This window comes from Hyphomonas sp. (assembly GCF_041398385.1).
Taxonomy (GTDB): domain Bacteria; phylum Pseudomonadota; class Alphaproteobacteria; order Caulobacterales; family Hyphomonadaceae; genus Hyphomonas.
In genome coordinates this window covers 209,283-234,339 of the sequence record NZ_JAWKUW010000001.1, presented here as the reverse complement: position 1 = coordinate 234,339, position 25,057 = coordinate 209,283, and the positions used below count along the sequence as shown (strand labels likewise).

26 protein-coding genes are annotated in these 25,057 nt (G+C 64.4%); 18 read left to right on the top strand and 8 right to left on the bottom strand.

Annotated features, from left to right (window positions below; all coding sequences use genetic code 11):
- Window positions 1–3: 3 nt before the first annotated feature.
- The 9 genes from R3C13_RS01135 (at window position 4) to R3C13_RS01095 (ending at window position 8,090) form a co-directional block, all read left to right on the top strand.
- The gene (locus R3C13_RS01135; protein ID WP_371308951.1) at window positions 4–525 is read left to right on the top strand and encodes a cation:proton antiporter subunit C; all 522 of its coding nucleotides are present in this window, start codon (window positions 4–6) and stop codon (window positions 523–525) included.
- A complete protein-coding gene (locus R3C13_RS01130; protein WP_371308950.1) occupies window positions 522–2,054 on the top strand; it encodes a monovalent cation/H+ antiporter subunit D family protein in 1,533 nt (510 codons plus the stop codon). The genes R3C13_RS01135 and R3C13_RS01130 overlap by 4 nt, the downstream gene beginning before the upstream one ends.
- Complete coding sequence (locus R3C13_RS01125) at window positions 2,051–3,559, top strand: proton-conducting transporter membrane subunit (RefSeq protein ID WP_371308949.1); 1,509 nt, start codon at window positions 2,051–2,053, stop codon at window positions 3,557–3,559. Before R3C13_RS01130 ends, R3C13_RS01125 begins: the two co-directional genes overlap by 4 nt.
- Window positions 3,556–3,996 carry a hypothetical protein gene (locus tag R3C13_RS01120; protein WP_371308948.1) on the top strand — a complete coding sequence of 147 codons (441 nt, stop codon included), beginning with the start codon at window positions 3,556–3,558 and terminating at the stop codon, window positions 3,994–3,996. Before R3C13_RS01125 ends, R3C13_RS01120 begins: the two co-directional genes overlap by 4 nt.
- Window positions 3,996–5,753 (top strand): Na(+)/H(+) antiporter subunit D, encoded by a 1,758-nt coding sequence (locus tag R3C13_RS01115; RefSeq protein WP_371308947.1) that lies wholly within the window; start codon window positions 3,996–3,998, stop codon window positions 5,751–5,753. Before R3C13_RS01120 ends, R3C13_RS01115 begins: the two co-directional genes overlap by 1 nt.
- Window positions 5,754–5,922: 169 nt before the next feature.
- A complete protein-coding gene (locus tag R3C13_RS01110) occupies window positions 5,923–6,336 on the top strand; it encodes a MucR family transcriptional regulator (protein ID WP_371308946.1) in 414 nt (137 codons plus the stop codon).
- 147 nt (window positions 6,337–6,483) lie between these two features.
- Window positions 6,484–6,981 carry a PAS domain-containing protein gene (locus tag R3C13_RS01105; RefSeq protein WP_371308945.1) on the top strand — a complete coding sequence of 166 codons (498 nt, stop codon included), beginning with the start codon at window positions 6,484–6,486 and terminating at the stop codon, window positions 6,979–6,981.
- Between the two features lie 100 nt (window positions 6,982–7,081).
- Window positions 7,082–7,450 carry a helix-turn-helix domain-containing protein gene (locus R3C13_RS01100; RefSeq protein ID WP_371308944.1) on the top strand — a complete coding sequence of 123 codons (369 nt, stop codon included), beginning with the start codon at window positions 7,082–7,084 and terminating at the stop codon, window positions 7,448–7,450.
- Window positions 7,440–8,090: a hypothetical protein gene (locus R3C13_RS01095; protein WP_371308943.1), complete on the top strand. Its 651-nt coding sequence runs from the start codon at window positions 7,440–7,442 to the stop codon at window positions 8,088–8,090. Before R3C13_RS01100 ends, R3C13_RS01095 begins: the two co-directional genes overlap by 11 nt.
- Here R3C13_RS01095 and R3C13_RS01090 read toward each other — a convergent pair.
- Both R3C13_RS01090 and R3C13_RS01085 read right to left on the bottom strand, forming a co-directional pair.
- Window positions 8,057–8,494, bottom strand: a complete 438-nt coding sequence (locus R3C13_RS01090) for a SufE family protein (RefSeq protein ID WP_371308942.1) — start codon at window positions 8,492–8,494, stop codon at window positions 8,057–8,059. The genes R3C13_RS01095 and R3C13_RS01090 overlap by 34 nt on opposite strands.
- Before the next feature lie 72 nt (window positions 8,495–8,566).
- Window positions 8,567–9,541: a hypothetical protein gene (locus R3C13_RS01085; protein ID WP_371308941.1), complete on the bottom strand. Its 975-nt coding sequence runs from the start codon at window positions 9,539–9,541 to the stop codon at window positions 8,567–8,569.
- A gap of 254 nt (window positions 9,542–9,795) precedes the next feature.
- On the opposite strand from R3C13_RS01085, the gene R3C13_RS01080 reads away from it, so the two are divergent.
- The gene (locus R3C13_RS01080) at window positions 9,796–11,313 is read left to right on the top strand and encodes an ATP-binding protein (RefSeq protein WP_371308940.1); all 1,518 of its coding nucleotides are present in this window, start codon (window positions 9,796–9,798) and stop codon (window positions 11,311–11,313) included.
- Window positions 11,314–11,325: 12 nt separating this feature from the next.
- Here the strand turns inward: R3C13_RS01080 and R3C13_RS01075 are convergent, their stop codons facing one another.
- Window positions 11,326–11,520 (bottom strand): hypothetical protein, encoded by a 195-nt coding sequence (locus tag R3C13_RS01075; RefSeq protein ID WP_371308939.1) that lies wholly within the window; start codon window positions 11,518–11,520, stop codon window positions 11,326–11,328.
- Between the two features lie 93 nt (window positions 11,521–11,613).
- Between R3C13_RS01075 and R3C13_RS01070 the strand changes: the two genes are divergently transcribed.
- The 3 genes from R3C13_RS01070 to R3C13_RS01060 all read left to right on the top strand — a co-directional run bounded on the left by R3C13_RS01070 (window position 11,614) and on the right by R3C13_RS01060 (window position 14,129).
- The gene (locus R3C13_RS01070) at window positions 11,614–11,961 is read left to right on the top strand and encodes a DUF1491 family protein (protein WP_371308938.1); all 348 of its coding nucleotides are present in this window, start codon (window positions 11,614–11,616) and stop codon (window positions 11,959–11,961) included.
- A 111-nt stretch (window positions 11,962–12,072) separates the two neighbouring features.
- Entirely contained in the window at window positions 12,073–12,447 is a 375-nt protein-coding gene (locus R3C13_RS01065; protein WP_371308937.1) for a hypothetical protein, read from the top strand.
- 83 nt (window positions 12,448–12,530) lie between these two features.
- Complete coding sequence (locus R3C13_RS01060) at window positions 12,531–14,129, top strand: peptide chain release factor 3 (RefSeq protein ID WP_371308936.1); 1,599 nt, start codon at window positions 12,531–12,533, stop codon at window positions 14,127–14,129.
- Here R3C13_RS01060 and R3C13_RS01055 read toward each other — a convergent pair.
- The 5 genes from R3C13_RS01055 to R3C13_RS01035 are packed head-to-tail and all read right to left on the bottom strand — an operon-like array spanning window position 14,126 to window position 20,334.
- Entirely contained in the window at window positions 14,126–14,659 is a 534-nt protein-coding gene (locus tag R3C13_RS01055) for a PAN domain-containing protein (RefSeq protein ID WP_371308935.1), read from the bottom strand. The two genes, R3C13_RS01060 and R3C13_RS01055, sit on opposite strands and share 4 nt — an antisense overlap.
- Before the next feature lie 60 nt (window positions 14,660–14,719).
- On the bottom strand, window positions 14,720–16,540 hold the full coding sequence (locus R3C13_RS01050) for an ABC-F family ATP-binding cassette domain-containing protein (RefSeq protein ID WP_371308934.1): 1,821 nt from the start codon (window positions 16,538–16,540) through the stop codon (window positions 14,720–14,722).
- Window positions 16,541–16,572: 32 nt separating this feature from the next.
- Window positions 16,573–17,247 carry a pseudouridine synthase gene (locus R3C13_RS01045; RefSeq protein ID WP_371308933.1) on the bottom strand — a complete coding sequence of 225 codons (675 nt, stop codon included), beginning with the start codon at window positions 17,245–17,247 and terminating at the stop codon, window positions 16,573–16,575.
- A complete protein-coding gene (locus R3C13_RS01040) occupies window positions 17,244–18,278 on the bottom strand; it encodes a class I SAM-dependent methyltransferase (RefSeq protein WP_371308932.1) in 1,035 nt (344 codons plus the stop codon). The genes R3C13_RS01045 and R3C13_RS01040 overlap by 4 nt, the downstream gene beginning before the upstream one ends.
- A 49-nt stretch (window positions 18,279–18,327) precedes the next feature.
- Window positions 18,328–20,334 carry a transglycosylase domain-containing protein gene (locus R3C13_RS01035; protein ID WP_371308931.1) on the bottom strand — a complete coding sequence of 669 codons (2,007 nt, stop codon included), beginning with the start codon at window positions 20,332–20,334 and terminating at the stop codon, window positions 18,328–18,330.
- A 272-nt stretch (window positions 20,335–20,606) separates the two neighbouring features.
- On the opposite strand from R3C13_RS01035, the gene R3C13_RS01030 reads away from it, so the two are divergent.
- The 5 genes from R3C13_RS01030 to R3C13_RS01010 all read left to right on the top strand — a co-directional run bounded on the left by R3C13_RS01030 (window position 20,607) and on the right by R3C13_RS01010 (window position 25,038).
- The gene (locus tag R3C13_RS01030) at window positions 20,607–22,145 is read left to right on the top strand and encodes a flavin-containing monooxygenase (protein ID WP_371308930.1); all 1,539 of its coding nucleotides are present in this window, start codon (window positions 20,607–20,609) and stop codon (window positions 22,143–22,145) included.
- Between the two features lie 74 nt (window positions 22,146–22,219).
- Window positions 22,220–22,690 carry a heme-binding protein gene (locus R3C13_RS01025; protein WP_371308929.1) on the top strand — a complete coding sequence of 157 codons (471 nt, stop codon included), beginning with the start codon at window positions 22,220–22,222 and terminating at the stop codon, window positions 22,688–22,690.
- Window positions 22,691–22,711: 21 nt separating this feature from the next.
- Window positions 22,712–23,911 carry a hypothetical protein gene (locus tag R3C13_RS01020; protein WP_371308928.1) on the top strand — a complete coding sequence of 400 codons (1,200 nt, stop codon included), beginning with the start codon at window positions 22,712–22,714 and terminating at the stop codon, window positions 23,909–23,911.
- Between the two features lie 7 nt (window positions 23,912–23,918).
- Complete coding sequence (locus R3C13_RS01015; protein ID WP_371308927.1) at window positions 23,919–24,371, top strand: DUF4345 domain-containing protein; 453 nt, start codon at window positions 23,919–23,921, stop codon at window positions 24,369–24,371.
- On the top strand, window positions 24,361–25,038 hold the full coding sequence (locus R3C13_RS01010) for a nitroreductase (protein ID WP_371308926.1): 678 nt from the start codon (window positions 24,361–24,363) through the stop codon (window positions 25,036–25,038). Before R3C13_RS01015 ends, R3C13_RS01010 begins: the two co-directional genes overlap by 11 nt.
- Window positions 25,039–25,057 lie beyond the last annotated feature (19 nt).

Here is a 25,057-nt window from a genome sequence, read left to right as displayed (position 1 = left end):
GCCATGCTCGAATTCCTGCTCGAACGCGCAAACTACTGGGCCGTCATCGTCCTGATGATGATCGGCCTCTACATCACGTTTGCCTCGCAGAACCTGATCAAGCGGATGGTCGGCCTGTCGCTGTTCCAGACGACGATCTGCTTCTTCTACGTCACGCTCGGCAAGGTGGCCGGCGGCACGGCGCCGATCCTGTTCGGCCCGGACGCGCCGGAGCACCATGAAGCCGCGCCACATGCAGCTGAAGAATCCCACGCCGCGCTGGACGCCGTCCTCGCTGCGGGCGGCGAGGCGCACGGGCGCTATGCCGAGCTCGTCAACACGTATTCAAACCCGCTTCCACACGTCCTTATGCTGACGGCCATCGTGGTCGGCGTGGCCACGCTATCCGTCGGCCTCGCCCTCGTTGTGCGCATCCGGGAAGCCTATGGCACCATCGAGAGCGACGAGGTCCGCGAGATCGACCTGCAGACCGCGCTCGCCCAGCATGCCGAAGAGGAAAAGGCCGCCAGTGAGGCCGCAGCATGATTGAAGCTCTCCTGACCGCCGCGCCCGCCTGGGCGCTTTCGCATGCCGCGCCCTTGCTGGTGATGGTGCCGCTGTTTATGGCGCCGCTGCTGGCGCTGGTGCCGAGCGGCCGTATCGCGTGGCTGCTGTCGATTGTCGCCACATCGATCGCGTTCCTGTTTGCGCTGATCCTGCTCGGCCTCGTGCAGACCTCTCCGGTCGGCCTCGTCGCCTATGAGATCGGCCGCTGGCCGGTGCCCATCGGAATCGAGTTCCGCGTCGACGCGCTGAACGCCATGATCCTGCTCGTCGTCACGACCATCGGCGTCCTGGCTTCGGTCTTCTCGTGGCCGACGGTGAAAGCCGAAGTGCGCAAGGAAAAGCGCGCGCTGTTCTATTCCGCCTTCCTTGTCTGCTTCGCCGGCCTCAGTGGTGTGGCGATCACGGGCGACGCGTTCAACCTGTTCGTCTTCCTCGAGATTTCGTCGATCTCGACCTATGTGCTGGTCGCCCTCGGCGCCCAGCGCGACCGCCGCGCCCTGCCGGCGGCGTTCAACTACCTGATCATGGGCACGATCGGGGCGAGCTTCTACATCATCGGCATCGGCTTCCTGTATGCCGCGACGGGCACGCTCAACATGGGCGACATCGCCTCGAAGCTGCCGGAGCTTGCCGGCAACCGCAGCGTGCTTGCAGGCTTCGCCTTCATCCTCGTCGGCCTCGGCCTCAAGGCCGCGATGTGGCCGCTGCACCAGTGGCTGCCGGACGCCTATTCCTACAGCCCGAGCTTCGTGACCATGTTCCTCTCGGCGACGGCAACCAAGGTCGCGCTCTACGCGCTGATCCGGTTCCTGTTCACCGTCTTCCAGCCGGGCTTTGCCTTCGAGCAGACGGCCTTCGGCATGCTGCTGATGCCGCTCGGCATCGCGGCCATGGTGATCTGCAGCTTCCAGGCGGTGTTCCAGACCGATGTCAGGCGAACGCTCGCTTACTCCTCGGTCGCGCAGGTCGGCTACATGATCCTCGGCGTGTCCATCGGCACGACGGCAGGTCTCTCGGCAGGTCTCTTCCACCTGCTCAACCACGCCATGATGAAGGGCGCGCTGTTCATGGCGGTCGCCGGTGTGGTGATCTCGTATCAGGGCACCACGATCCGCGACTTCGCCGGCCTCGGCCGCTCGGCACCCTGGACGATGACGGCGTTTGCGATTGCTGCGCTGTCGCTGATCGGCGTGCCGCTGACGGCGGGCTTCCAGTCAAAGCTGCAGCTCGGCTTCGCCCTGTTCGATCAGGGCCTCTGGTGGGCAGTGGCGCTGGTCGTCTTCTCGTCCATTCTGGCGGTGATCTACATGGGCCGCATCCTGGAGGCGGTGTTTTTCAAGCCCCCGCTCAATCCGCGCAAGGCCCGCAAGGAGGCGCCGGTCATCATGCTGGTGCCGTTGTGGATCCTCGCGCTGGCGAACCTTTATTTCGGCATCGCGGCGGACTTCCCGCTCGGGCTCGCGCGTGACGCGGCCGCCGCCGCCTTCGGTGTGGAGGCGTTCCGATGACCCCCGACATGATGATCGCTGCCGCGCTCGTCGTGCCGCTGCTGATCGCGGCCGGCATTGCGGCGACCGGCTGGCTGCCGAACCTGCGCGAAGGCGTCACCTTCATCGGTGCCGGTCTCCTGTTCGCCATCGTCATCATGCTGGCGACGCAAGTCGCTGGTGGCGGAAGGCCGGAACTCTATATCGGCGAGGCCGCGCCGGGCCTGTCCTTCGCGTTCAAGCTGGAACCGCTGGGCGCCTTGTTCGCCCTCGTCGCCTCCGGCCTCTGGATCGTCAACTCGTTCTATTCCGTCGGCTACATGCGCGGGAACCGCGAGCGGAACCAGACGCGTTTCTACATCTGCTTCGCCTTCGCCATCTTCGGCGCCATGGGCGTTGCCATGTCGGCCAACCTGTTCACCCTGTTCGTCTTCTATGAAGTCCTGACGCTGTCGACCTATCCGCTGGTCGCGCACAAGGGCGACGCCGCGGCCCAGCGGGGCGGGCGGATCTACCTGCTGACGCTGCTCGCCACCTCCATCGGCCTGTTCCTGCCGGCCGTGATGTGGACCTGGGTGCTCGCCGGCCAGAATCTCGACTTCGTGCAGGGCGGCCTTCTGGCCCATGCGAATGTCAGCCCCGCTGTCGCCAGCGCGCTCCTGATCCTCTTCGCCTTCGGCATCGGCAAGGCGGCGCTGATGCCGGTGCATTTCTGGCTTCCGAACGCCATGGTCGCGCCGACGCCGGTGTCCGCGCTGCTGCACGCCGTGGCGGTCGTGAAGGCGGGTGTGTTCACGATCATGAAGGTCTCGATCTTCATCTTCGGGCCGGACCTGCTGGAAGCGACGCCGTCGCGCGAATTCATCCTGTTCGTTGCTTGCTTCACCATGGTCGTCGGCTCGCTGATCGCGATGACCAAGGACAACCTCAAGGCGCGCCTCGCTTATTCCACCATCGCGCAGCTGTCCTATGTCGTGGCCGGGGCGATGCTCGCCAATTCCGGCGGCTTCATGGGCGGCAGCCTGCAGATCGCTGCGCACGCTGTCGGCAAGATGACGCTGTTCATGTGCGCCGGCGCGATCTATGTCGCGACCGGTCTCACCAACATCTCCGACATGAAGGGCCTCGGCCGGAAGATGCCGCTCGTCTTCATCGCCTTCCTGATCGGGTCCATGTCGATCATCGGCCTGCCGCCGCTTGCAGGCGCGTGGCCGAAGTATGAGCTGCTGCAGGGCGCCATCGACAGCAATACCGGCTATGTGCCGTACGTGCTGATCGCCTCATCGCTGCTCAACATCGCGTACCTGCTGCCGATCCCGTTCCTCGCGCTGATGCCGCCGCCCGGCACGAAAGAGCCCAAGCCGTTCAAGCGGCCGGATGGCGCGCCGATGCCGACCGTGGTCGCGCCGCTGATCACGGCCGCGCTCTGCATCATCCTGTTCTTTGCTGTCGGGCCGGTGTCCGACTTCCTGGCCCCGACCGTGGGCGAACGAGCCGCAGACGTCGCGGCGGGAGTGCTGCCATGAGCGACGAGTCCGGATCCGGCCGCGACAAGACCGGCCGCTTTGTAAAGAAGACGGCAGAGCAGGTGCATAACCTGCACACGCCCGGCACTGACGGTATTCATCCGCTGGCCCGCATCCTGTTCGGCTGGACGCACCACAAGGGCATCGCCAACATGATCTTCTGGGTGCTGGCAGTCCTGTCGGTAGTCATCATTGCGGCAGACCTCATGGTGCCGCGCCACGACCACATGAACTTCGCCAACGCGACCGGCTTCTACGGCATCTATGGATTCATCTGCTTTTCCTTCGCGGTGATCATGGGCTGGCCGCTGGGCCGGCTGCTGCGCCGCGACGAGAATTATTATGGCGATGCGGGCGGGCCGCCGCAGGGGATTGATCCCGAGGCGCCGCTGCCTTCTGAAGATGGCCCCACCTATCCGGCCGAGGGAGACGCCTGATGCCGTCCATGCTCGCAAGCTTCAATCCGGGCTGGCTGCTGATCCTTGCCGGCGTGGCAAGCCTGTTCATCACCGTGCGCCAGGTGCGCCAGGCGGTGACGATCATCGCGCCGCTCATGGGCATCGGCCTGCTGGTCACGGCCATGCAGAACGTCGACCTCGCCAAGGCCAGTGTGCTGGGACTCGATCTCGTTCTTTACCGGGTCGACAATCTCAATTTCGTCTTCAGCCTCGCTTTCCTGATCGCCTCGCTGCTGAATGCCATCTATGCGCTGCATGGCGACGACCGGATCCAGGACGGCATGGCGCTCGCCTATGCGGGCTCCGCCATCGCGGCGACGCTTGCCGGCGATCTGATGACCCTGTTCGTGTTCTGGGAAGGCACGGCGATCACGTCGGTCTTCCTGATCCTGCGCGCCGGCACGCGCGCCTCGTATTTCGCGGCGATGCGCTATCTGGCTGTGCAGGTGCTTTCCGGCGTGCTGCTGCTGGTTGGTCTCGCCTATGTGCTGAAGGCGCGCGGCAACCTCTCCCTTCAGGCCTTCACTGACCTCGCAGAGCCGGGCGTGCTGTTCATCTTCATCGCCTTCGGCATCAAGGCGGCGTTCCCCTTCCTGCACAACTGGCTGCAGGACGCCTATCCGAAGGCTACCGTGGTCGGCTCCGTCGTCCTTTCCGCCTTCACGACCAAGCTGGCGGTGTACGCCCTCGCACGCATGTTCGCGGGGCAGGAACACCTGATCTGGATCGGCGCGACCATGACCGTCTTCCCGGTCTTCTTCGCGGTGATCGAGAACGACCTGCGCAAAGTCCTGTCCTATTCGATCAACAACCAGGTCGGCTTCATGGTCTGCGGCATCGGCATCGGCACGCCGCTGGCGCTGAACGGCGTCACCGCACACGCCTTTGCGGACATCTTCTTCAAGGGCCTCCTGATGATGTCGATGGGCGCGGTTCTCTATCGTACCGGCACCGTGAAGGCGAGCGAGCTGGGCGGCCTGCACCGTTCAATGCCGTGGACGACGCTGTTCTGCATCATCGGCGCCATGTCGATCTCGGCCTTCCCGCTGTTCTCGGCCTTCGTCACCAAGTCGATCATCATTTCGGAAGTCGCCAGCGCGCATTACACGCTGATCTTCCTGATGCTGATGTTCGCCTCTGCCGGTGTGCTGGAGCATTCGGGCATCAAGATCCCGTATTACGCCTTCTTCGGGCATGACAGCGGCCTGCGCGTGAAGGAAGCGCCGTTCAACATGCTGCTCGCCATGGGCATTGCGGCCTTCATATCGATCTTCATCGGCCTGCCGGCCATCGTTCCGGGCTTCGGCCATGAATGGCTCTACAACCTGCTGCCTTATCGTGAGGAGGCGCTTGGCTACAGCCACCACCACCTGTTCTCGTGGGAGCATATCCTCACGCAGATGCAGCTGCTCATCCTCGCCATCTTCGCTTTTGTGGTGCTCAAGCGTTTCCACATCTATCCGCCGGAGAAGAAGGGCGTGATCCTCGACAGCGACTGGGTCTACCGCAAGCTCGGCTATGGCGTGGCCAGCTGGGCCGGCACGGTCTGGGGCAAGGCGGGCCCGGCCATGACGGCGGCCTTCTTCCGCGTCACCGACCGCACCTATAGCTGGATCGAGGCGGCGTTCAGCCCGCGCGGGGAACTCGCGCGCGGGGGCCTCACCGGGGCCATGGCGATGTGGACAGCAGCCCTGCTTGGGATTGTGCTCCTTCTGTCATTCATGGCGATTGGATGATTTTCTTGTCCCTTATTTGGGGGACAAGTAGTATATCGCAATATGAACAAGCATTCATCCGTGTGTAGTGCATGTGTGATGGATGAACTCAGCGCTGCTATTTGTGTATTTACGTTTCTATCCTGTGTACTAGTTCGATTCCCGGCAGTATTGTTCAGGGGATGGATCAATGGCTGAAGACAATCTCGGGTCGTCGCATGACAACGACCTGATCGAGCTCGCGGCAGAAATCGTTTCGGCCTATGTGGGGAACAATTCGGTATCGTCCGGCGAGCTGCCCGGCCTGATCCGTCTGGTGCACGGGTCGCTGGCGTCGTTGTCCGGCGAGATCTCGGAAGCGGAAAAGCCCAAACCCGCCGTGCCGATCAAGAAATCTGTCAGTGAAAACTACCTGGTCTGCCTGGAAGACGGAAAGAAGTTCAAATCGCTGAAGCGCCACCTGCGCACGCGTTACGACATGACGCCGGAAGAGTACCGCGAGAAATGGGGCCTTCCGGCCGACTATCCGAAGGTGGCGCCGGGCTATTCCCGCCAGCGTTCTCAGCTCGCCAAGAAGATGGGTCTTGGCCGCGTAGAGAAATAAAGTATTCGGCGCGAATACTGTTCGTTACGGCTTCGCAACGAAATATTCCGGTAATCTAGGTTAACAAAACATCACATTGACTCTTGATTCGCGGGACCAACTCGCGCGATAGGTGATTCTATCGAATCACCACGGGGGTGGCTGAAGATGACCAAACAGAATGTTTATCGCGGCGTGACCGCCGTTCAGAGGCAGATGGTGGACTACTGGTGCGCGCTGCGCGACCAGCATGGCATCGTGCGACGCGATGCGGTCGATCCGGGCCATCTGCGCAGCATGCTGGCCAGCATTTCCATCGTCGAGTTCGATGACACCGGCCGGGGCAGGTTCCGCATCGCCGGTTCGCGCCTGCGCGACCTGTTCGGCTTCGAGGCCCGCGGCCGTTACATCGAGGACGTCGTAGGCTCCAGCGCCGAAGCCTACGCGCTGGGCCTGTCCGCGGCGATCGAGCGGCACGGTCCGGTTGGCGGCGTGATCGAGACAGGCAACCAGCTCCATGCCTGGCTGCGCCTGCCGCTGGCCGGACATGATGGCCAGGTCAGCCAGGTGCTCTGCCATGACGAGCTTCTGCCAAACCGGCGCCTGCTGCTGTCGCCCTCCGGTGGTGCGGTTGTCCCCGGTAAATCCGGTCGTGCGGCCGCCTGAAGCCCAGCCATTCCGGGCGCTGTCTTGCTGACATAGGAAAGTTATCCTACACTGCCCGGCATCGGGTAGTCTTCTGCCTGTTCACCTACAGGAGGAAGATGTGTCCGAGTTCAATCCCGCCAGAGACGATGACCGCGCCTATCTGGCCGCAGCCCTGACCGCGTTCGCGCTGGGCCTGAAAGCCGAAGACGTGCTGCGTGGCGACCGGGGCAGCAAGGCGTCGTCCCGCGCCCGCCAGATCGCCATGTACCTGCTGCGCGCCGGGCTGGGCATGAGCCTCAGCCGCGTCGCGCGCACTTTCCGGCGGGACCGCACCACCGTCTCCTATTCCTGCCACCTGATCGAAGACATGCGCGACGACCCGGATTTCGACATCTGGATCGAACAGCTGACGGTCGGACTGACGAGCGTTGCGGCCCTTGGCGGGGGCGATGGCCGTGGATCACGGAGCCTCGCCGATGCGAGCTAGGACGCGCAAGCCGGTCAGCGGCTGGCGCGCGCGGCGCCGGCTGGAAGCGGGCGGCATGCTGGTGCGCGACGCGGCTGCGTTTCGCCTGCACCGCTGGTGTGACGAGCGCAGCCCGCTGCTGGGCCGCGTGCCGGCGCATGTTACGGCGCGGCTGGTTCCGGCTCTGGAGCTTGCCAGGTATCGGGGCGATCCGGACCGGCTCCATTGTCCCGCGGCACCGGTGCCCCAGAAACTGAAGCCGCTGGGCCCGCCGGCATTGGAAGGCGAACCTGCGGGCAAATCGCTGCTCGACGCGTTCATCCTTGCCCACCCGGATGCGTCCCCGCGTCTCAAGGCTGTCACGACCCGCTTCAGGGCCGACTATGAACTCACCTGCCTGCCGGGGCGCCTTGCCATCCATCCGCCGGACCTGCTTCCCGCCGTTCGCAGCCGTCTTGCAGGCTTCGACGGGTCGCTTGGGGCGCAGCTGGCAGAGCAGGCGGAAGCGGTCCTGCTGGACCGGCTGACCGGCCAGGCCTTCCAGCATGTGTTCGGCCTCGGCCCGGAGGCGGCTTGGGCGGCGGTTGCGGAACTTGCGGCGCTGTACGGCCTGCCGGTCCTGGACGGTCAGGAGGCGGGCAGCGCCTTCGCGTCGGCCTGAATGCGGGCCAGCATCGAGGCGAGCCCATTGGTCCGCTGGGAGGTCAGCGCGCCGCTGACGCCGATCTCGTCCAGGAACGCCTTGGCGTCGAAGGCAAGGATTTCGTCGCGTGTCGCCCCATTATAGAGGCGGCCGAGCAGCGCGATCAGGCCGGAGACGATCATCGCGTCGGATTCCGCCCGTAGGACGAGGTGGCCATCGTCCCAGCCGGTCACCAGCCAGACCTGGCTCGCGCAGCCGCGCACGCGGGTCTCTTCGGTGCGCTCATGCGCGTCCAGCGGCGGATTGGCTTTTCCGAGGTCGATGATGTGCGCATAGCGCGCTTCCCAATCCTCCAGCCAGGAGAACTCTTCGCGGATTTCGGCGGCGGCATCGGTCAGGCTCATGCCCGTCAGATGGGCCATTCCGGCGCAAAAGAAAACCCCCGGAGCCGCGAAGGCGCCGGGGGCGGAAAGTCTGAGAGATAGAGACGAGGCTTACTGGTAGACCCCGCCGATACACTTACCGACATCCGAGAGCGCATGCTCGCCGATGCAGAAAGGAACTTCGTACTGCTGGTTCGCCGCCGCAACACATTGTTGCAGATTGAGGTTCGCCATGTTCAGGCAGCCCTTGGTTTCCCGCTCGCTCATGGCAGTGGAAATCTGGTTGGGCGTGGCGGCTTCGGAGCCGAGAACACGGTAGGCGGCGAGGGTGGCGATCTGGTCGGCAATCGGTTCCTTGCCGAATTTCACGCGCTTGCGGTTCAGGTTGAGGCCCGAGGTCATGGCGGCCGGGAAGCGCACGGCGCTGGCGGCAGTCGAGACGTTATCCCACAGGGACGGGGCGCCATTGGTACCGGCCTGGGCCAGCACGGTGTCGATGTCAGGGGCGTTGAAGGCGTTGATCAATGGTGCGGTCGCCGGAATGCCGGACGCCTGCGAGCTGTTCAGCTGGGTTGCCTTGACGCGGGAGTTGCCGATCTTGGCCTTGGCCCAGCCGGCGGCCTGGAGGGTGTAGGCCTGTTCTTTGACATAGGCCGCAGCGCTGTTGAGGCGGCGGCTGTCGGCTTCGGTCGCGGCGAGCGCTGCGGAAACGGCATTGTCGCCGCCGTCCAGCTTGCGGGCGTAGCGCGCATCCATGGCCATGCCGCTCATCAGGGCGTCACGGCCGTAGAAGCTTTCGATATCGCGCACGGCGGCGCGGTATTCGGGATCCTGGGAGGCGATCAGCGCGGAATAGGAAATCCACCCTTTCGACAGCTGGTCCGGATTGTGCCCGCCGAGCGAGGTCAGCGCGTGATCGATGTCACCTGCGGAGCTCAACGGCTTGGTCTTCACGTCCGTCACTTCGGACTGGTAGGTGGCATAAACGGCCGCAGAGTTGGAAATCGTATCCCCGCTCTGTGCCCAGGCTCCGGCTGCCATACCCGCAGCAGCCACGATTGCCCCGATCATTCTGATGGACTTCATGCTCGCTCATCCCTCCTCACGCGACACGCGATACTTTGTGCCTGAACTTCCCGACTTGGGGAACCTCAGCTTGCCCGCTTCTTGCATTACAAATACAGCAAGGGTCAGCCGACCCCCGAAGAATGCCTAAGGAATCTCACCGGGTTATTAAGATGTTCCCCGAAAAGCAGCGGCAGAGATTACGTTTTGTCCACCTTGGCTGGCTGGGGATGGTGGCTGCGGCTGGGCTCGGAACTCTCCTGTCACGAGAATCCATGCCGGCTTCGTTCGCCTGGTTGGGGTTGGCCGCCGTGCCGGGGCTTGCGGGCTTCCTGCTGCTGGGCCGCGATCGCCAGCTGAACCGATTTGCTCCATCTTTTCTGGTCATTACGTGGACTGTGTTCGCCACTTTTGCCCTCGCGCTGAGTGGCGCGGCGATCTCTCCTCTGACCGTCCTTCTGGTGATTGCCCCCCTCGTTGCGCTCAATCTGGGCCAGCTGGCCATGGCGGCCGAAGGGGCGGTGTTCGGGGCCTGTGCCTATTTCGCGTCATTGGTGCTGGTGAAGTTCGGATTTCTCCCGGCAGGAGAATCCTTTGCAGGCTTTGACACGGTGTCGCAGCTTCTCGCTTTTGCGGCCCTCGTCCTGTGCGGCCTGCTCGTCTGGTTCATGGTTCGCGAGAACCGGCGGGTCGAGATGCAGGCCGATGCGACCGCGAGGCCGATGGTTTCCGAACCGCCACGGCCGGTGGTGCCGGTGCCGCCGACCTCCGGCGTCCTGCTTCTGGACGTGACGCTGGATGGCCTCGTGCGCAGCTTCTCCGGTGACCGGATGGGCCTGACGCGCCTTGGCGCCGGCACGCTGATCCGGGACGTGTTCTCAGACGCGTTCACGCCCGCGCTGATGCAGGACCGGTCCCGGCCGACGCGTGGCGACATCGCGCTCAGCAATGGCCACCCGGTCTGCTACTCGATCACGCCTTATGCGGGCGGCACCTATATCCTCCTTTCTGACCGGAGCGGCATGGTCGAACGCGACGCCGAAGCCGCGGCGGTGCTCGAGGAGTCCCGCCAGCAGCTGAAACAGCGCACCGCCTTCTTTGCCTCCCTCGGCCACGACCTGAAGACGCCCCTTAACGCCATCATCGGCTATGCCGACATGATGCGCCACGGCGTCCGCGGCCCGATGCCGGAGCCGTACAGGGACTACCCTGAGATCATCCACGAAAGCGGCCAGGAATTGCTGCTGATGGTCGACGACATGCTGGACCTCGCCAAGGCCGATGCCGACCGCCAGCGGCTGGAGCCGGAGCCGGTCGACCTGGCCGCGTCAGCCCAGTCTGTCATCCGCCAGCTGGAAAACCAGGCCGAGCGGGCTGGCGTGAAGCTGCGCCTGAAAGCCGGCGGAGAGGTCTGGGCCGAAGCCGACGCCCGTGCGGTCCGCCAGATCTGGCAGAACCTCGTCTCCAACGCGATCAAGTATTCCGAGCGCGGCGGCACCGTGGTGCTCGATGCCGCTGAGGAGGCGAGCGCCGCTGTGCTCAGCGTCACCGACAAGGGGGCCGGCATGAGCGAAGACGATCTGCGCGCCGCGCTGGAGCCGTTCGGCCAGGGCGGCAACGCCCGTGGCGTGCCGGGCACGGGCCTTGGCCTTGCCGTCGTGCGCCGCTTTGCCGAACTGCATGGCGGTCAGGTCACGATCGAGTCGAAGCTGGGCAAGGGCACCTGCGTCACCGTCAGCCTGCCGCTGGCCGATGCCGACGACATTGCCCCGCTGGAAGACGCCGCGCAGTAAGCGCGCGACGCGTCAGTCGTCTTTCTGGATTCGAGAGCGCGTCAGCAGCAACAGGCCCGCAAAGGCCGCAATGCCGATCAGGAACAGGGCGAGGGATGTTCCGAGATATACCGTGTCGCCGGGCTGCGCGGCGTGCTGCATCAGGCCGGCAAGGCCACCTGAAAAGGCGATGGCTGGGGCCATATAGACAAGGTCGATGCCTTTCATGTTGCCTCCCGCGCGGTGCATGGTTCACAAGGCGTTAAGCCCGCCCCGGAAACTGCAAGCGCCATGCCGGTGGGCGCGGAAGGAGACCCGATGATGACACCCCGCTTGCCGACACGGCTCTGGGTCGAGGCGCTGGTCCACCGTGCACAGGTGGCGGGCGCCGCGGGCTTTATCGTCCAGCATGGCGACGATGCGCGCGGCGACGTGCTGCTCAAGGTCGCGCGGCTCGACGGTACGGCGGCGGTCTACACGCCGACCATGAACATGGACGGCGAGCGCATCTTCCTGAACCTGCGTGTGCAGGGCATCGGGCCGGACGAGAAAGACGTGGACCGCTATGTCACCCGTGCCCGCCAGCGCGACAGCGACCTCTGGATCGTCGAGATCGAAGACCGCCACGGCCGCCATTTTCTCACCGAGGATGTGGATGAAGGCCTGTAGGTTTCAGGCAGGCGTGTGAAATCCCTGCAAAACATTATCGCCCGGTAAGCCAGCGTTAACCCTCCGCGGGCAGCTTCGAATCACGAATCATGAACGAGGCTGTGCGGGGCCATGCTGTTTTTGTTGAATGACCAGATCGCAGACGTTGCGATCCCTGAGATCCACCTGTCGAAGCGCTGGAAAGTGCTGGGCTGCGGCGACCCGTCGGCCATGCGCGCCCGCGAGGCGCTGGACTTCGTCGCTCGCGTCGTGGCCGAGCACGTCAAGGAAGACGTGAAGCTGGAAGAGTGCCTGGTCGAAGACCTCGCCGCCCTGATCATCGCCAAGACGGGCGCCAATGCGGCCCTGTTCCCGGTGACCGACGGGCGCGTCGGCGAAGCGCGCCTCACCATCCTGCCGGAAACCATCCTTGCCAGCCTGCGCGAGAAGCACGTCCAGGGCGGCCAGGCCCCGGATCTGAAAGACATCTGGCCGCTGGCGGCCTGACCTGCCGGGCCTGACACCGGGCCTTCTATCCGCGGTCCAAATCGGCTAGGGGCTCGGCCGAACACGAAACGAGCCTATTCAAGATGTCCCATGCCGCAGAAGCCGCCCGCCGGCGGACCTTCGCCATCATTTCGCACCCTGACGCCGGCAAGACGACGCTGACGGAAAACCTGCTGCTGGCCGGCGGGGCCATCCGTGCGGCCGGCGAGGTGGCCGCGCGCGGCGAAGCCCGGCGCACGACCTCCGACTGGATGAAGATCGAGCGGGACCGCGGCATCTCGGTTTCGGCCTCGGTCATGACGTTCGAGTTCGACAATCTCGTCTTCAACCTGCTCGACACGCCGGGTCACGAAGACTTCTCCGAAGACACCTACCGCACGCTGACCGCGGCCGACTGCGCGGTCATGGTTCTGGACGCCGCAAAAGGCATCGAACCGCAAACGCTGAAACTGTTTGAAGTTTGTCGCCTGCGTGACATCCCGATCGTCACCTTTATCAACAAGATGGACCGCGAGGCGCTGGAGCCCATCGCCCTGCTGGACGAGGTGCAGGACCGCCTGCAGCTGGATACCGCGCCGCTCTACTGGCCCGCCGCCAGCGGCCAGCGCTTCTCCGGGATGGTGGACCTGACCCATAACCAGTTCATCCAGTTCGTGCGCCGCCCCGGCGAGCCAGTGAAGATCGGCGACGCCCCGCGCATCGCAGCGGATGAAGCAACGCTGAAAGCCAGCCTCGACGAGAGCGTCTTCGCCGAATTCGCCGAGGGCAGGGACATGGCCACGGGCCTCCTGCCGGAGTTCGACAGGGACGCCTTCCTTGGCGGGCACATGACGCCGGTCGTGTTCGGCTCGGCGCTGCGCCACTTCGGCGTCGCGGAACTGCTCCGTACCCTGCATGACTTTGCGCCGCCGCCGCGCGACCAGAAGGCCGAGAAGAAGGGCGAGCCCGTCACCATCCACGCCGGCGACAATGCGGTGTCCGGCTTCGTCTTCAAGATCCAGGCGAACATGGACCCGAACCACCGTGACCGTGTGGCCTTCCTGCGCCTCTGCTCCGGCGAGTTTCGGCGCGGCATGCGCCTGAAGACCGCCGGCGGCAAGCAGCTGAACATTCACAACCCGATGATGTTCCTGGCGCAGGACCGCGAGATTGCGGAGACCGCCTATGCGGGTGACGTGATCGGCGTGCCGAACCACGGCCAGCTGCGCGTCGGCGACAGCCTGTCTGAGAATGGCGACATCAAATTTGCCGGCATCCCGAACTTTGCGCCGGAACTGTTGCGCCGGGCCCGCGTGAAAGACCCGATGAAGGCGAAGCACCTGCGCAAGGCGCTCGAAAGCCTCGCGGAAGAGGGCGTGACCCAGCTGTTCAAGCCGGTCATCGGTTCCGACATGATCGTCGGCGCCGTCGGCCAGCTGCAGTTCGAAGTGATGATCGAGCGGGTGGCGGCGGAATACAATCTCGAAGTCGTGTTCGAACCGGCGCCTTACAACGTCGCGCGCTGGCTCTCCTGCGACGATCCGAAAGTGCTGGAAGCCTTCCTCGACAAGAACAAGTCCGCGTCAGGCACGGACCTCGACGATGCGCCGGTCTATCTCGCCAAGAATACGTGGGATGTCGGCTACGCCCAGGAAAAGAACCCGGACATCCGTTTCACCGCGACGAAAGAACGGGCGCTTTAGTTGCCGCTGCTGGTGCCGGGCTTGGTTGCCGGGTAGCGCGGCGTCGCGCCGGAGCGGACAACGGTCCGCGTATAGGTCCGCGTCACGACCGGTGCAGGATCGTAGGACACGACCGGCTGAGCCCCAAGCGGCGGCAGCGGTGCACTGTCCGGGCCGCCATCCAGATCGCCCGACGGCAGGACGATCCGGGTCGCATATTTGTTCTCATGGCGCGCGGAAATGCCGGACGTCGCCAGCATGTTGCGCTCGACCCGGCCACCGCCGCGCTTCAGTTCACAGCGTGCCGCCGCTTCACCGGAGACTTCGACGAAGCTCCACGCAAAGCATTGTCCGTCTGCGGCGCAGCTCGACTGGCAGGCGCTGGCCGATCCGGTGCGAAGGACCGAATAAGTGGCCCCGAAGCGGTAGATGCCTTGCTCCTGGCCCGGAACGGCAGGGCGCTCGACCGGCTTTTCCGGCTTCGCGCTCGGGCTGTCGGCAAGTGCCGGGGCGGCGATAAGGGCGAGGGCGGCAAAGGCGGCAAGGCGCATGTCGGCAGTCTCCGGAATCTGGCGGAAACCATAGGCAGCGCCCGTTAACGAAGCGTTTGCCTAGGTGGCGAGCGCGTCGCGCTTTTCCTCGATTTCCAGCCATTCCATTTCGGCCGCGTCGAGTGCCTCGCGGGCGGCGCCGATGCGTTCGGATTTCTTCTGGAACCCCGCCGCATCGCGCGCATAGAGGCCGGGGTCGGAAAGTTCCGTCTCCAGCGCCACGATTTCGGCCTGCAGTTTCGGGATCAGGGCGTCCAGTTCCTTCTGGCGGTGCTCGTCCTTGAACGAAAGCTTGGTCTGCACCTTCGGCCGCGGCGCATCCTTCTTCGGCTCGGCCTTCTCCGCCTTCGGAGCATCGCCGGATTTCCGGCGCAGGCCCTTCAGCTGTTCCTGCGCGTCGCTCCAGCCGCCGGCCGTCTGGATCCACTGGCCATCGCCGATGGGGCAGAGACAACTCGTCACCGTCGCATCGAGGAAGGCACGGTCATGGCTGACCAAGATCAGCGTGCCCTCATAGGCGAGCAGCATGTCCTCCAGCAGTTCCAGCGTCTGCATGTCGAGGTCGTTGGTCGGCTCGTCCATCACCAGCAGGTTTGACGTCTGCGCGAGGCCGATGGCGAGCGCGAGACGGTTGCGCTCCCCGCCCGACAGCGCGCCGACCGGCTGGCGCAACTGTTCCGGCTTGAACAGGAAATCCTTTGCATAGGCCGCGACATGCCGCTGGCGCCCCTGCACCATGATCGAATCCCCGCCCATCGGGGCCAGCGCTTCCCAGATCGTGTCCTTCGGATTGAGGCTCTGGCGCGTCTGGTCCTGATAGGTCACCTGCAGCGTCTTCGAATGCTTCACGCTGCCGGCATCCGGTTCGATCTGTCCAAGGAGCAGTTTTACCAGCGTCGTCTTGCCCGCGCCATTCGGCCCGATAATGCCGATCCGGTCGCCGCGCAGGATGCGGAGCGACAGGTCTTTCACCAGCACCAGCGGCCCGTCAGGGCCGTCATAGGTCTTGGTCAGGCCGAACGTCTCGACCACTTTCTTGCTCATCGAGTCTCCGGCATCGACACTGAGGTCGGCCGTGTTCTTGCGGTCGTTGAGGGCAGAGCGCATCTGCTGGTGCTGCACGCGCATGTCTTTCAGGCGCGCAAGCCGCCCCTGGTTGCGCTTGCGCCGCGCCGTCACGCCGCGGGCCAGCCAGTGCTGTTCGTCCTTGAGCTGAGTTTCCATCCGCTTGAGGGCGCGCGCGTCATCTTCTTCCACCCGCTCGGCCCATTCATCGAACTTCACATAGCCTTCGGGGCTTTTCAGCACGATGCCCTGACGCAGCCAAAGTGTGTTCGTGGACACGGACTCAAGAAACCGCCGGTCGTGGCTGACGACGAGGACGACGCCGTGAAACGCCTTCAGGCGCTCTTCAAGGAACTCGATCATCGGCACGTCGAGATGGTTGGTCGGCTCGTCCAGCAGGAGGACGTCCGGATCCTGCGCGAAGGCCCTGGCCAGCGCCGCGCGGCGCAGCTGCCCGCCCGACAGCGTCGCCGGGTCTGCCGCCGGGTCCACCCCGAACGCCATCAACTCGGCCTCCGCCATATAGACGCCGTCCAGCCTTTCGGACGCGTAATCAAGCACGCTCGCATAACCGGCGAGGTCCGGCTCCTGCGCCACGCTCGCATAGGTGATGCCCGGCTGGCGCCACACTTCGCCCGTATCGGCCTCGACCACTTCGGAAATGATCTTCATCAGCGTCGACTTGCCCGCGCCGTTCCGCCCGACCAGCGCCACGCGCTCGCCCTTCGACAGCGAGAAGTTGACCCCCGTGAACAGGGGCTTGCCCCCGAAAGCGAGGCGGACATCAGTCAGGGTTATCAGGGGCGGCGCAGCCATGGCGGCGATGTAGCGTGCGGCGGCGGCCGGCGCTAGGGGGCGAGTGCCGCGATTTCGCTGGCGCTGAGCAGCCGCCACGTGCCTTCGGCGAGGTCGCCAAGACCAAGCGGTCCGAACCGGGCACGGTGCAGCGTTTCGACATGATTGCCCGCCGCGGCGAACATGCGGCGCACCTGATGGTAGCGGCCTTCGGTAATGGTCAGGCGGGCGGTGCGTTCGCCGGTCACGTCGAGGCGGGCGGGCAATAGCGGCTTGTCTTCCCCGCGCAGCACCAGCGTGCCGCTGGCGAACAGCTCGGCTTCATGCCCTTCCAGGGGCCGGGCGAGCGTCGCCTCATAGGTCTTTTCGATCTCCGACTTTGGCGAGATCAGCCGGTGCAGAAGTTTCCCATCGTCCGTAAACAGAAGGAGCCCGGACGTGTCGGCATCCAGCCGCCCGATGGAGGAGAGGGCCGGATCACGCTTCAGGAAGCGCGGCGGCAGGAGTTCGTAGACGAGCCGGCCCTGGTCCGAGCGCGAACAGGTAAAGCCCGCCGGCTTGTTCATCATCAGGACCATGCCGGGCGGCGGGTCCAGCGGTTCGCCGTCGAAGCGGAGATCGTCGCCCTCGCCGGTCACGCGGCCGCGGCGGATGGCGGCCTCCACCTCCTTCCGGCTGCCGTAGCCGAGGCCTGCAAGGTATTTCGCGAGCTGGCGGTCCGCCTTCATCTTTTCCGCTTCGGCTTCTCGGCGCGGATGATCTTGTAACCGCCATCATCCTCCAGCATTTCATGCGCCTTGAAACATTCGCTCAGCACCGTCTCGTAAGGCAGGTGCCGGTTGGCGACGAGCCAAAGCGTGCCGCCGGTCTTCAGCGCATCGGCCGCGGCGCGGATGAAATTCTGCCCCAGCGAGGCCGCATCGGCCCGGCCGGTATGGAAGGGCGGGTTCATCACGATGAAGTCATATTCCGCCTTCGGAGCATCGTGCGTCGCATCGGCCCAGTGCTGGGTCCAGTTGTCATGGCCTTCAAGGTTCAGGCGCTGGCAGGCGAGCGCACGGAATTCGGCCTCATAGAGCTCCATGGACTCGACATGCGGGCAATTGCTGAGCACTTCCCGCGCAAGGAAACCTTGCCCTGCGCCGAAATCGGCCCCGCGTCCGCGGATCCATTCCGGCACGCTGTCGGCCAGCAGTTCACTGCCCGCATCGATCCGGTCCCAGCTGAAGAGGCCCGGCCGGCTCCAGAGGCCGTCTTCGGTCTCCTGCGGCGCATCGAACGCGATCCACTCTTCCGCCAGCTGAGCGTTCCAGCCTTCGGTCTTCACCGCCCAGAACGCCCGGCATTTGTGCTTTGACAGCGCCTGCGTCACGCCTGCCAGTTCGGCGAGGATCTTCTCGCCCGTCTTGGCGCCCAGCGTATTGGGCAGCGAGGCGATGACCACGCCGCCCATCGGCGCATCGCGCAGGGCGCGGGCGAACAGGGCGCGCATCTCGTCCCGCTGGCGCGGCGGCAGGATGATGGTCAGCGCGGCGGGTGCAAAATCCTCCGTCTCCGGCGGCAACACATCGAACCCGGCCGACTTCAGCGCGTCATGGTCCGGCTTGAAACTGTTATGGCAGGTCAGCCGGTCCTTCGGCAGGGTCAGCAGGAAAGGCGCGGGCTCTGCCCTGAGGCACAGCACAGCCCCCGATGCGGGCATCAGGTCATGCTCGTCCAGCGCGAGCGAAAGCGTATCGAAAACAACGGGGTCAAACATCCGCGCTCTCTACGCGCGCGTGCGGCGCGGCGCAATCTGCCTGTTGCTGTCAGGGCTGGTAGCGGTCCGGCGTGGCGCGGTTGGCATATTGCTGGCCGGCCGCGATGGAGAAGGCCTGGCTGAGGCCGCGATAGAAGGCAATGCGCTGTTCGGCCGCCTCGCTCACCTGCGCGCCCTCGGCCGCGCCGATCAGGCTTTCCGGCGTTTTCCCGACGTGGGCGAGTTCCATCATGTCCGACCAGAGGTCGGCAGGCAGGCCGCCGCCGGTGACTTTCTTCATCGGCGTGTCGTCGTCATTGCCGACCCAGATGCCGCCGACATAGGCCGACGTGAAGCCGATGAACCACGCATCGCGCCAGTCCTGGCTGGTGCCGGTCTTGCCGGCCACGGTCCAGTTCCTGATCTTCGCCCGCCCGCCCGTGCCGATCTCGGAATTCACGACGCGCGAGAGCATGCCGTTCATGTCCTTGTCGAGTTCTTCCGAATACACACGATCGCGGTCATAGGTCGGGCGGGTATAGAGTACGGTGCCGCGGGAATCCTCGATCTTTTCGATCAGGTAGGGGTCGAGCCTGAGGCCGCCGGACTGGAACGTGCCGAAGGCGCGCGTCAGCTCCCACAGGGTCACTTCCTGGCTGCCGAGCGCAATGGACGGGAAGGGCTGCAGCTTGGTCGTAATGCCGAAGCGCCGGGCGGTCTCGATCACCCGTTCCTCGCTGGTCAGCTGCGCGAGTTCCGCGGCGACCGTATTGATCGAGCGGGTCAGCGCCTCGCTCATCGTCATCGGCCCCAGGAACTGGCCGGTATAGTTTTCCGGCTTCCACTTGTCGATCGTGATGGGTGCATCGTCGAACACGTCATAGGGCGTATAGCCGTCTTCCAGCGCCGTGGCGTACACGAACGGCTTGAAGCTGGAGCCCGGCTGGCGCTTTGCCTGCGTCACCCGGTTGAATTCGGAACTTGTATAGTCGACGCCGCCGACCAGCACGACGACGCGGCCGTCCTTGTCGATCACCAGGGCGGACACCTGGCTCGCGCCTTCGGCGGCGCCATCCTTTGCCATGCGCTCGGCCAGCTGTTTCTGGATCTTTTCCTGAAGGCCCGTGTCGATGGAGACGGTCACCACAAGGTCGCCCGGAATGCGCGGCAGCATGGCTTTCACCCGCTCGGTTGCCGCATCCAGCGCATAGCCGAGCTGCGGATCGTAGGTGGGCGGATCGATGATCGTAATGGCTTCGGCCTTGGCCTCTTCGGCTTCGGACGGGCGGATGAAGCCGAGGCTGACCATCTCTTTCAGCACATAGGCCTGGCGGGTTTTCGCGCCTTCGAGGTTTTCGCGAAGGTTCAGCTTCGACGGCGCCTTGGGCAGGGCGGCCAGCAGCGCGGCCTCCGCCACGGTCAGCTTGGCCGGCTCCTTGCCGAAATAATAGCGCGCCGCCGCGTCGATGCCGTAGAGGCCCGCCCCGAAATAGACGCGGTTCAGGTAGAGCGACAGGATTTCGTCCTTGCTCAGCTTCGTTTCCAGCTCGCGGGCGAGTTTCACTTCCTGCGCCTTGCGCTTCACCGTCTGGCGGCTGTCGAGGACGAGGTTCTTGATCAGCTGCTGCGTTAGCGTCGAGGCGCCGGACACGGTTTCGCCTGCACGCAGGTTTGACCACGCCGCCCGCGCCATGGCGGCGTCGTCGGCCCCGTCATGCTCGTAGAAGCGCTTGTCTTCCGCCGCGATGAAGGCCTGCGGCACATGCGGGGGCAGGGCGTCGACACTGGTGGCCCGGCCATAGCGGGGCCCGCGCACGTCCAGCGTGTTGCCGTCGCGGTCGATGAATTCGATGGCCGGCTCGCGCTTCACGCTCCAGAGTTCGGCGACTTCGGGAAGTTTAGGCATGCCGGCATACAGCGAGCGCCACTTCCAGAAGGCCCAGCCGCCTGCACCGAGCAACAGCACCAGGACCGCGAGGAGGCCATAGCGTACCACCCGGCCATGGCGGGACAGGAACCCGCCGCCGGGCACAGTAATCACTCGCTGGGCCTGGGGTTTTTCACCCTTCTGCGCCATGTCAGCCTGCCATTCGGATGTCGATTCCGTCACAGTAAATGCAGAAGGATTACGGCAGGGTGAAGGCGGATGCTGCCCGCGATGGGAACGGGCGCCGTCGTGCCCGGCCCGAATTTCCCCTTCCAATTCAGAGGGGCCCCGGAAAATCCGGGCGCCTGACCCGACGTCATACGGGGAGGCCCGTAGTGCCTGTGGAATTTTTCTGGTTTCAATGAGGGTGCAAACTGCGCCCTCGGGCGGTCCGGTGGCGCCATTCAGGTGGACGGAGAGCCATGTCAGGGACGGAAACGAAGAAGCGGCCGGCAGCGGCCAAAGTCGAACATTTCGATGTACTGGTCGCAGGTGCGGGCATTTCCGGCGTTGGCGCGGCCTATCATCTGCGGGACCAGGCGCCTGACAAGAGTTTTGTCGTGCTGGAAAAGCTGGAAAGCTTCGGCGGCACCTGGCTCTGGCACAAATATCCGGGCGTACGCTCGGACTCCGATCTCTACACGTTCGGATACCGCTTCAAGCCGTGGACCGGCGTGCCCATCGCGACGGCGCAGGAAATCCTCGACTACATGGAAGAGGTGATCGACGACAACGATCTCGGCCCCTACATTCGCTACGGCCACAAGATCCTGTCGGCCGAATGGTCGTCCGACGACAGCCTGTGGACCGTCACCGCCCAGAAGCTCGACACCGGCGAGGAGATCTACTTCACCTGCAACTTCCTCTGGATGTGCCAGGGCTACTACAATTACGAAAATCCCTACACGCCCGAATGGCCCGACATGGACAAGTTCAAGGGCGAAATCATCCACCCGCAGATCTGGCCCGAAGATGCCGACATGAAGGGCAAGCGGGTCATCTGCATCGGCTCCGGCGCGACAACGGCGACCGTGGTGCCTGCCATTGCCGGCGATGCCGAGCACGTCACGGTGCTGCAGCGCTCGCCCACCTGGTTCATCCCTGGACGGAACGAAAACGAACTGGTCGTCGAACTGGAAAAGATCGGTATCGACTGGGACACGATCCACCGCGTCGCGCGGCAGAAAGTCCTGTTCGACCAGCACGATTTCACCCGCCGCTGCATCGAGGAGACCGAAGCCGTCGAACAGGAACTGCTGGAAGGCGTCAAGATGTTCCTCGGCGAGCAGTACCCGATCGAAAAGCACTTTACCCCGCGCTACCGCCCGTGGCGCCAGCGCATCGCCTTCGTGCCGGATGGAGACCTCTTCCAGGGCATTGCCAGCGGCAAGGCCGATGTGGTGACCGACGAGATCGAGCGCTTCACCGAGAACGGCATCCTCACCAAGTCCGGCGAGGAGCTGAAGGCCGACGTGATCATCACCGCGACGGGCTTCAACCTCTCCGTATTGGGAGACATTCCGTTCACGGTGGATGGCAAGCCGGTCGATTTCTCGAAGACCGTGACCTATCGGGGCATGATGTTCACCGGCGTGCCCAACATGGCCTGGGTGTTCGGCTATTTCCGCGCGTCCTGGACGCTGCGGGTCGACATCATGGCCGACTTCATCATCCGCATGCTCAAGCATATGGACGAGAAGGGCGTCACGCAGGTGCGCGTGCAGTTGCGCGAGGAAGACAAGGACATGGAAATCCTGCCCTGGATCGACCCGGAGAACTTCAACCCCGGCTACCTCATGCGCAATATGCACATGTTGCCCAAGCGCGGCTCCAATTATGAATGGCAGCACACGCAGGATTACTGGCGCGAAAAGGACGAGATGCCGAAGATCGATCTCGACGGCGAACAGTTCGCCTATGCCGGCAAGAAAGCCAAGGCGAAACAGAAGGTCGACGCCTGATCGCGAGAGCGGGCTGGCCTTTCAACCGTCTCCAGTCTAGCGTCCCTTCCGGAGACAACCGGGAGGGACGTTTCATGTTGAGCCGGGTATTCGCCGCCACCGTCATTCTCGCCACCGCCTGTGCAAGCGCTGAAGCACAACGCGCCCAGCCGACCCTCGATCTTGCCACAGCGCAGACGATCGTCACGGCCTGCGTCGCCCATGCCGCCGCGCACGATTATGGCGTCGCTGTCGCGGTGTTTGACCAGCACGGCAATCTCAAGGCCTTTGCCCACATGGACACCGCTGATGCTGCGGTGCGGGACGTGGCGCAATGGAAGGGCAAGTCTGCCGCCACTTACGGGTTTACAACAGCGGAAACGGCGAAGTGGGGCGGCAATGCTCCCAATCTCGCCGTCTGGCGCGGCGGGCTGCCCATCCGGCTCGAATCCGGGGAACTGATTGGCGGCGTCGGCGTCTCCGGCGCCCCATCGGAATTCGATGAGGAATGCGGAAATACCGGCATCGCCGCTGCGGGACTGCCAAAGGCGGAAATTGTCGAATAGGGTCTTTCAACGGAGGCTTGGATGAAAGCGATTCGCATCGCCATGGCGGGCATGCTCGCCATCCTGACGGCGGGGATGTCATGGGCCGAGACTGCAGCGCCCGACACTTGCGGCGCGCCCCTGTCAGAGCACATTGCCACGACGATTCAGCAGATCCGGGCGCGGGAGGTTACCCTGGAAAGCGCTTTGCCGGTCCTTGACGGCGCGGCGGCGCAATGCCCCGGCAACGCTTTTGCCCTGCATTATGCGGCAATGGCACATTACACACAGGCCAATGAGCTGAACACGGCTCAGGCGGGCGGCGCGGCGATCTATACGGAGGTGACAAAGGCCTTCGGCTACAGCCAGGCCTACTGGGCGCTGGAAGACCGGAACCAGACCTACCCGGTCGATCTGACCTGGCGTATTGAAAATGTCGGCATTCCGACTGAGGAGCCGACCAATCTGCGCAAGGATCTGACGACGTCGCTCCTGAATTTCTACGCCTTTGCGCAAGTCGCCCATCCCTTCATTTCCGGCACGGAGCCACCTACGGCGTGCACCGACAATGTCTTCTGGGACATATTGGCCGCACGCGGATGGTTCACGGAGCATCCGGAAGGCGGGACCGTCGCCTTGTCTCTGGCCGAGCGAATGGCCGCGCCGTGTCCCCTGAAGAACAAGGGCGGCGGCATGGAACTGTTGCAGGATCCCTTGCTCAACCTGCGGCTGGACTATGCAGAGGATATTGCCGCGACGGACGAGGCCCGCACACGCGAACTGATCGCCGCGATCAAGACCTATCGCGATGCCGCGCTGAAGCCCGGCGAAACCGAGAATTATTACTGGCACGATTATGACGCCTCGAAGCTGTCGCGCATCGAGGCGATGCTGCCTGCCATCGTCAGTATACCAACGGGCAAGGAAGACCCGCTTGTGTCTGCCGGCCCATTGCCGGTGGAGGAATGGTTCCTCGAAACCTCGCCGTTGACACAGGTGAACGAGTCCATCGGGCAGACCTACAATGCCTATGTGTCGGCGAATGGCAGCACGGGGTTCGTCTCGGCGATGGGCAAGATGTATGCGCTCACCAGGTCCGCCCCGGATCCGGCCGCCGCGCGCCAGATACTCTACCAGGTCTCCGCCTTGTATGACGATGGCAGATGGCGTTCGGCGGACACAAAGGAGGCCGACATCCTCGACGTCGCCTACAAATGGCTGAAGGACTACAAGGACGAGTGACGCTGTAGTGGCCCTTCAGGTCTTCCGCTTTGCGTTTGCCGCCCTCGGCCTTGCGGCAATCCTCATCGGCGTGATGATGTTCCTGATGGGGCCGGCCGCGACGGGCCATGTGTTTGCCTCCATGCTCGATGCCGTGGCGGCAACCGGGACAGACCTGCCGGGCCTCTCCGAAGCGAATACCGACAGCGAGCTGCGCTTCTATTCCGTGTTCTGGCTGGTCTATGGCCTCGTCGTCCTGCGCGTCTCGGGCCGCCTGCCTGAAGCGCTGCCGCAGGCGCGGATGCTGCTCGCGCTTTTTTCGATTGGCGGCATCGGCCGCGTCCTCTCTGTCGCAACGGCAGGGATACCCCACCCCCTGTTTCTTGTGCTTATGTGGGTGGAACTTGTTTTACCGGCGGTCCTGCTTGGCGTGTCCTTTCTTGGCGGCGCGGCCGCGGGGAGGGAAGAGAATGGAATTTGATGACGTCCTTCGGGGCCGCCGCAGCATTCGCGGCTTCCAGAAGAAACCGGTGCCGAAGGCGCTGATCCGCGAAATCCTGGAAATCGCCATGCGGGCGCCGACTTCGCTGAATTCCCAGCCGTGGAATTTCTATGTCGTCGGCGGCGAGGTGCTGGACCGGATCCGCAAGGGCAATGTCGAGCGCAATCTCGCCGGCGTGCCGGACAGCCGCGAATTCCGCATGGGCCCGGCCTATGAGGGCGTCCACCGCGAGCGCCAGATCGGCATTGCGATCCAACTGTTCGAAGCCATGGGCATCGAGCGCCACGACAAGGAAGCGCGGATGGACTGGGTGCTGCGCGGTTTCCGCCAGTTCGATGCGCCGGTCTCCATCGTCATCACCTATGACAAGGCGTTGCAAGGCGGCGACATCGCCCCCTTCGATTGCGGCGGCGTCGTCAACGCCATCGTCAACACGGCCTGGAACCGGGGCCTCGGCTGTGTCATCAACAGCCAGGGCATCATGCAGAGCCCGGTCGTGCGCGAGGAAGCCGGCATTCCGGATGACCAGGTCATCCAGACCTGCGTCGCCATGGGCTGGCCGGATGACAGTTTCCCGGCAAACGCCGTGGTCTCCACCCGCAAATCCGTGGACGAAGCCGCTGTGTTCCGGGGCTTCGACGACTAGACAGGCCCGGCCTTACCGG

Excerpts from the sequence above, each read along its gene's own strand:
- R3C13_RS01135 (WP_371308951.1), top strand. The coding sequence starts at position 4 with ATGCTCGAATTCCTGCTCGAACGCGCAAACTACTGGGCCGTCATCGTC.
- R3C13_RS01130 (WP_371308950.1), top strand. The coding sequence starts at position 522 with ATGATTGAAGCTCTCCTGACCGCCGCGCCCGCCTGGGCGCTTTCGCAT.
- R3C13_RS01125 (WP_371308949.1), top strand. The coding sequence starts at position 2,051 with ATGACCCCCGACATGATGATCGCTGCCGCGCTCGTCGTGCCGCTGCTG.
- R3C13_RS01120 (WP_371308948.1), top strand. The coding sequence starts at position 3,556 with ATGAGCGACGAGTCCGGATCCGGCCGCGACAAGACCGGCCGCTTTGTA.
- R3C13_RS01115 (WP_371308947.1), top strand. The coding sequence starts at position 3,996 with ATGCCGTCCATGCTCGCAAGCTTCAATCCGGGCTGGCTGCTGATCCTT.
- R3C13_RS01110 (WP_371308946.1), top strand. The coding sequence starts at position 5,923 with ATGGCTGAAGACAATCTCGGGTCGTCGCATGACAACGACCTGATCGAG.
- R3C13_RS01105 (WP_371308945.1), top strand. The coding sequence starts at position 6,484 with ATGACCAAACAGAATGTTTATCGCGGCGTGACCGCCGTTCAGAGGCAG.
- R3C13_RS01095 (WP_371308943.1), top strand. The coding sequence starts at position 7,440 with ATGCGAGCTAGGACGCGCAAGCCGGTCAGCGGCTGGCGCGCGCGGCGC.
- R3C13_RS01090 (WP_371308942.1), bottom strand. The coding sequence starts at position 8,494 with ATGGCCCATCTGACGGGCATGAGCCTGACCGATGCCGCCGCCGAAATC.
- R3C13_RS01085 (WP_371308941.1), bottom strand. The coding sequence starts at position 9,541 with ATGAAGTCCATCAGAATGATCGGGGCAATCGTGGCTGCTGCGGGTATG.
- R3C13_RS01080 (WP_371308940.1), top strand. The coding sequence starts at position 9,796 with ATGCCGGCTTCGTTCGCCTGGTTGGGGTTGGCCGCCGTGCCGGGGCTT.
- R3C13_RS01075 (WP_371308939.1), bottom strand. The coding sequence starts at position 11,520 with ATGAAAGGCATCGACCTTGTCTATATGGCCCCAGCCATCGCCTTTTCA.
- R3C13_RS01070 (WP_371308938.1), top strand. The coding sequence starts at position 11,614 with ATGACACCCCGCTTGCCGACACGGCTCTGGGTCGAGGCGCTGGTCCAC.
- R3C13_RS01065 (WP_371308937.1), top strand. The coding sequence starts at position 12,073 with ATGCTGTTTTTGTTGAATGACCAGATCGCAGACGTTGCGATCCCTGAG.
- R3C13_RS01060 (WP_371308936.1), top strand. The coding sequence starts at position 12,531 with ATGTCCCATGCCGCAGAAGCCGCCCGCCGGCGGACCTTCGCCATCATT.
- R3C13_RS01055 (WP_371308935.1), bottom strand. The coding sequence starts at position 14,659 with ATGCGCCTTGCCGCCTTTGCCGCCCTCGCCCTTATCGCCGCCCCGGCA.
- R3C13_RS01050 (WP_371308934.1), bottom strand. The coding sequence starts at position 16,540 with ATGGCTGCGCCGCCCCTGATAACCCTGACTGATGTCCGCCTCGCTTTC.
- R3C13_RS01045 (WP_371308933.1), bottom strand. The coding sequence starts at position 17,247 with ATGAAGGCGGACCGCCAGCTCGCGAAATACCTTGCAGGCCTCGGCTAC.
- R3C13_RS01040 (WP_371308932.1), bottom strand. The coding sequence starts at position 18,278 with ATGTTTGACCCCGTTGTTTTCGATACGCTTTCGCTCGCGCTGGACGAG.
- R3C13_RS01035 (WP_371308931.1), bottom strand. The coding sequence starts at position 20,334 with ATGGCGCAGAAGGGTGAAAAACCCCAGGCCCAGCGAGTGATTACTGTG.
- R3C13_RS01030 (WP_371308930.1), top strand. The coding sequence starts at position 20,607 with ATGTCAGGGACGGAAACGAAGAAGCGGCCGGCAGCGGCCAAAGTCGAA.
- R3C13_RS01025 (WP_371308929.1), top strand. The coding sequence starts at position 22,220 with ATGTTGAGCCGGGTATTCGCCGCCACCGTCATTCTCGCCACCGCCTGT.
- R3C13_RS01020 (WP_371308928.1), top strand. The coding sequence starts at position 22,712 with ATGAAAGCGATTCGCATCGCCATGGCGGGCATGCTCGCCATCCTGACG.
- R3C13_RS01010 (WP_371308926.1), top strand. The coding sequence starts at position 24,361 with ATGGAATTTGATGACGTCCTTCGGGGCCGCCGCAGCATTCGCGGCTTC.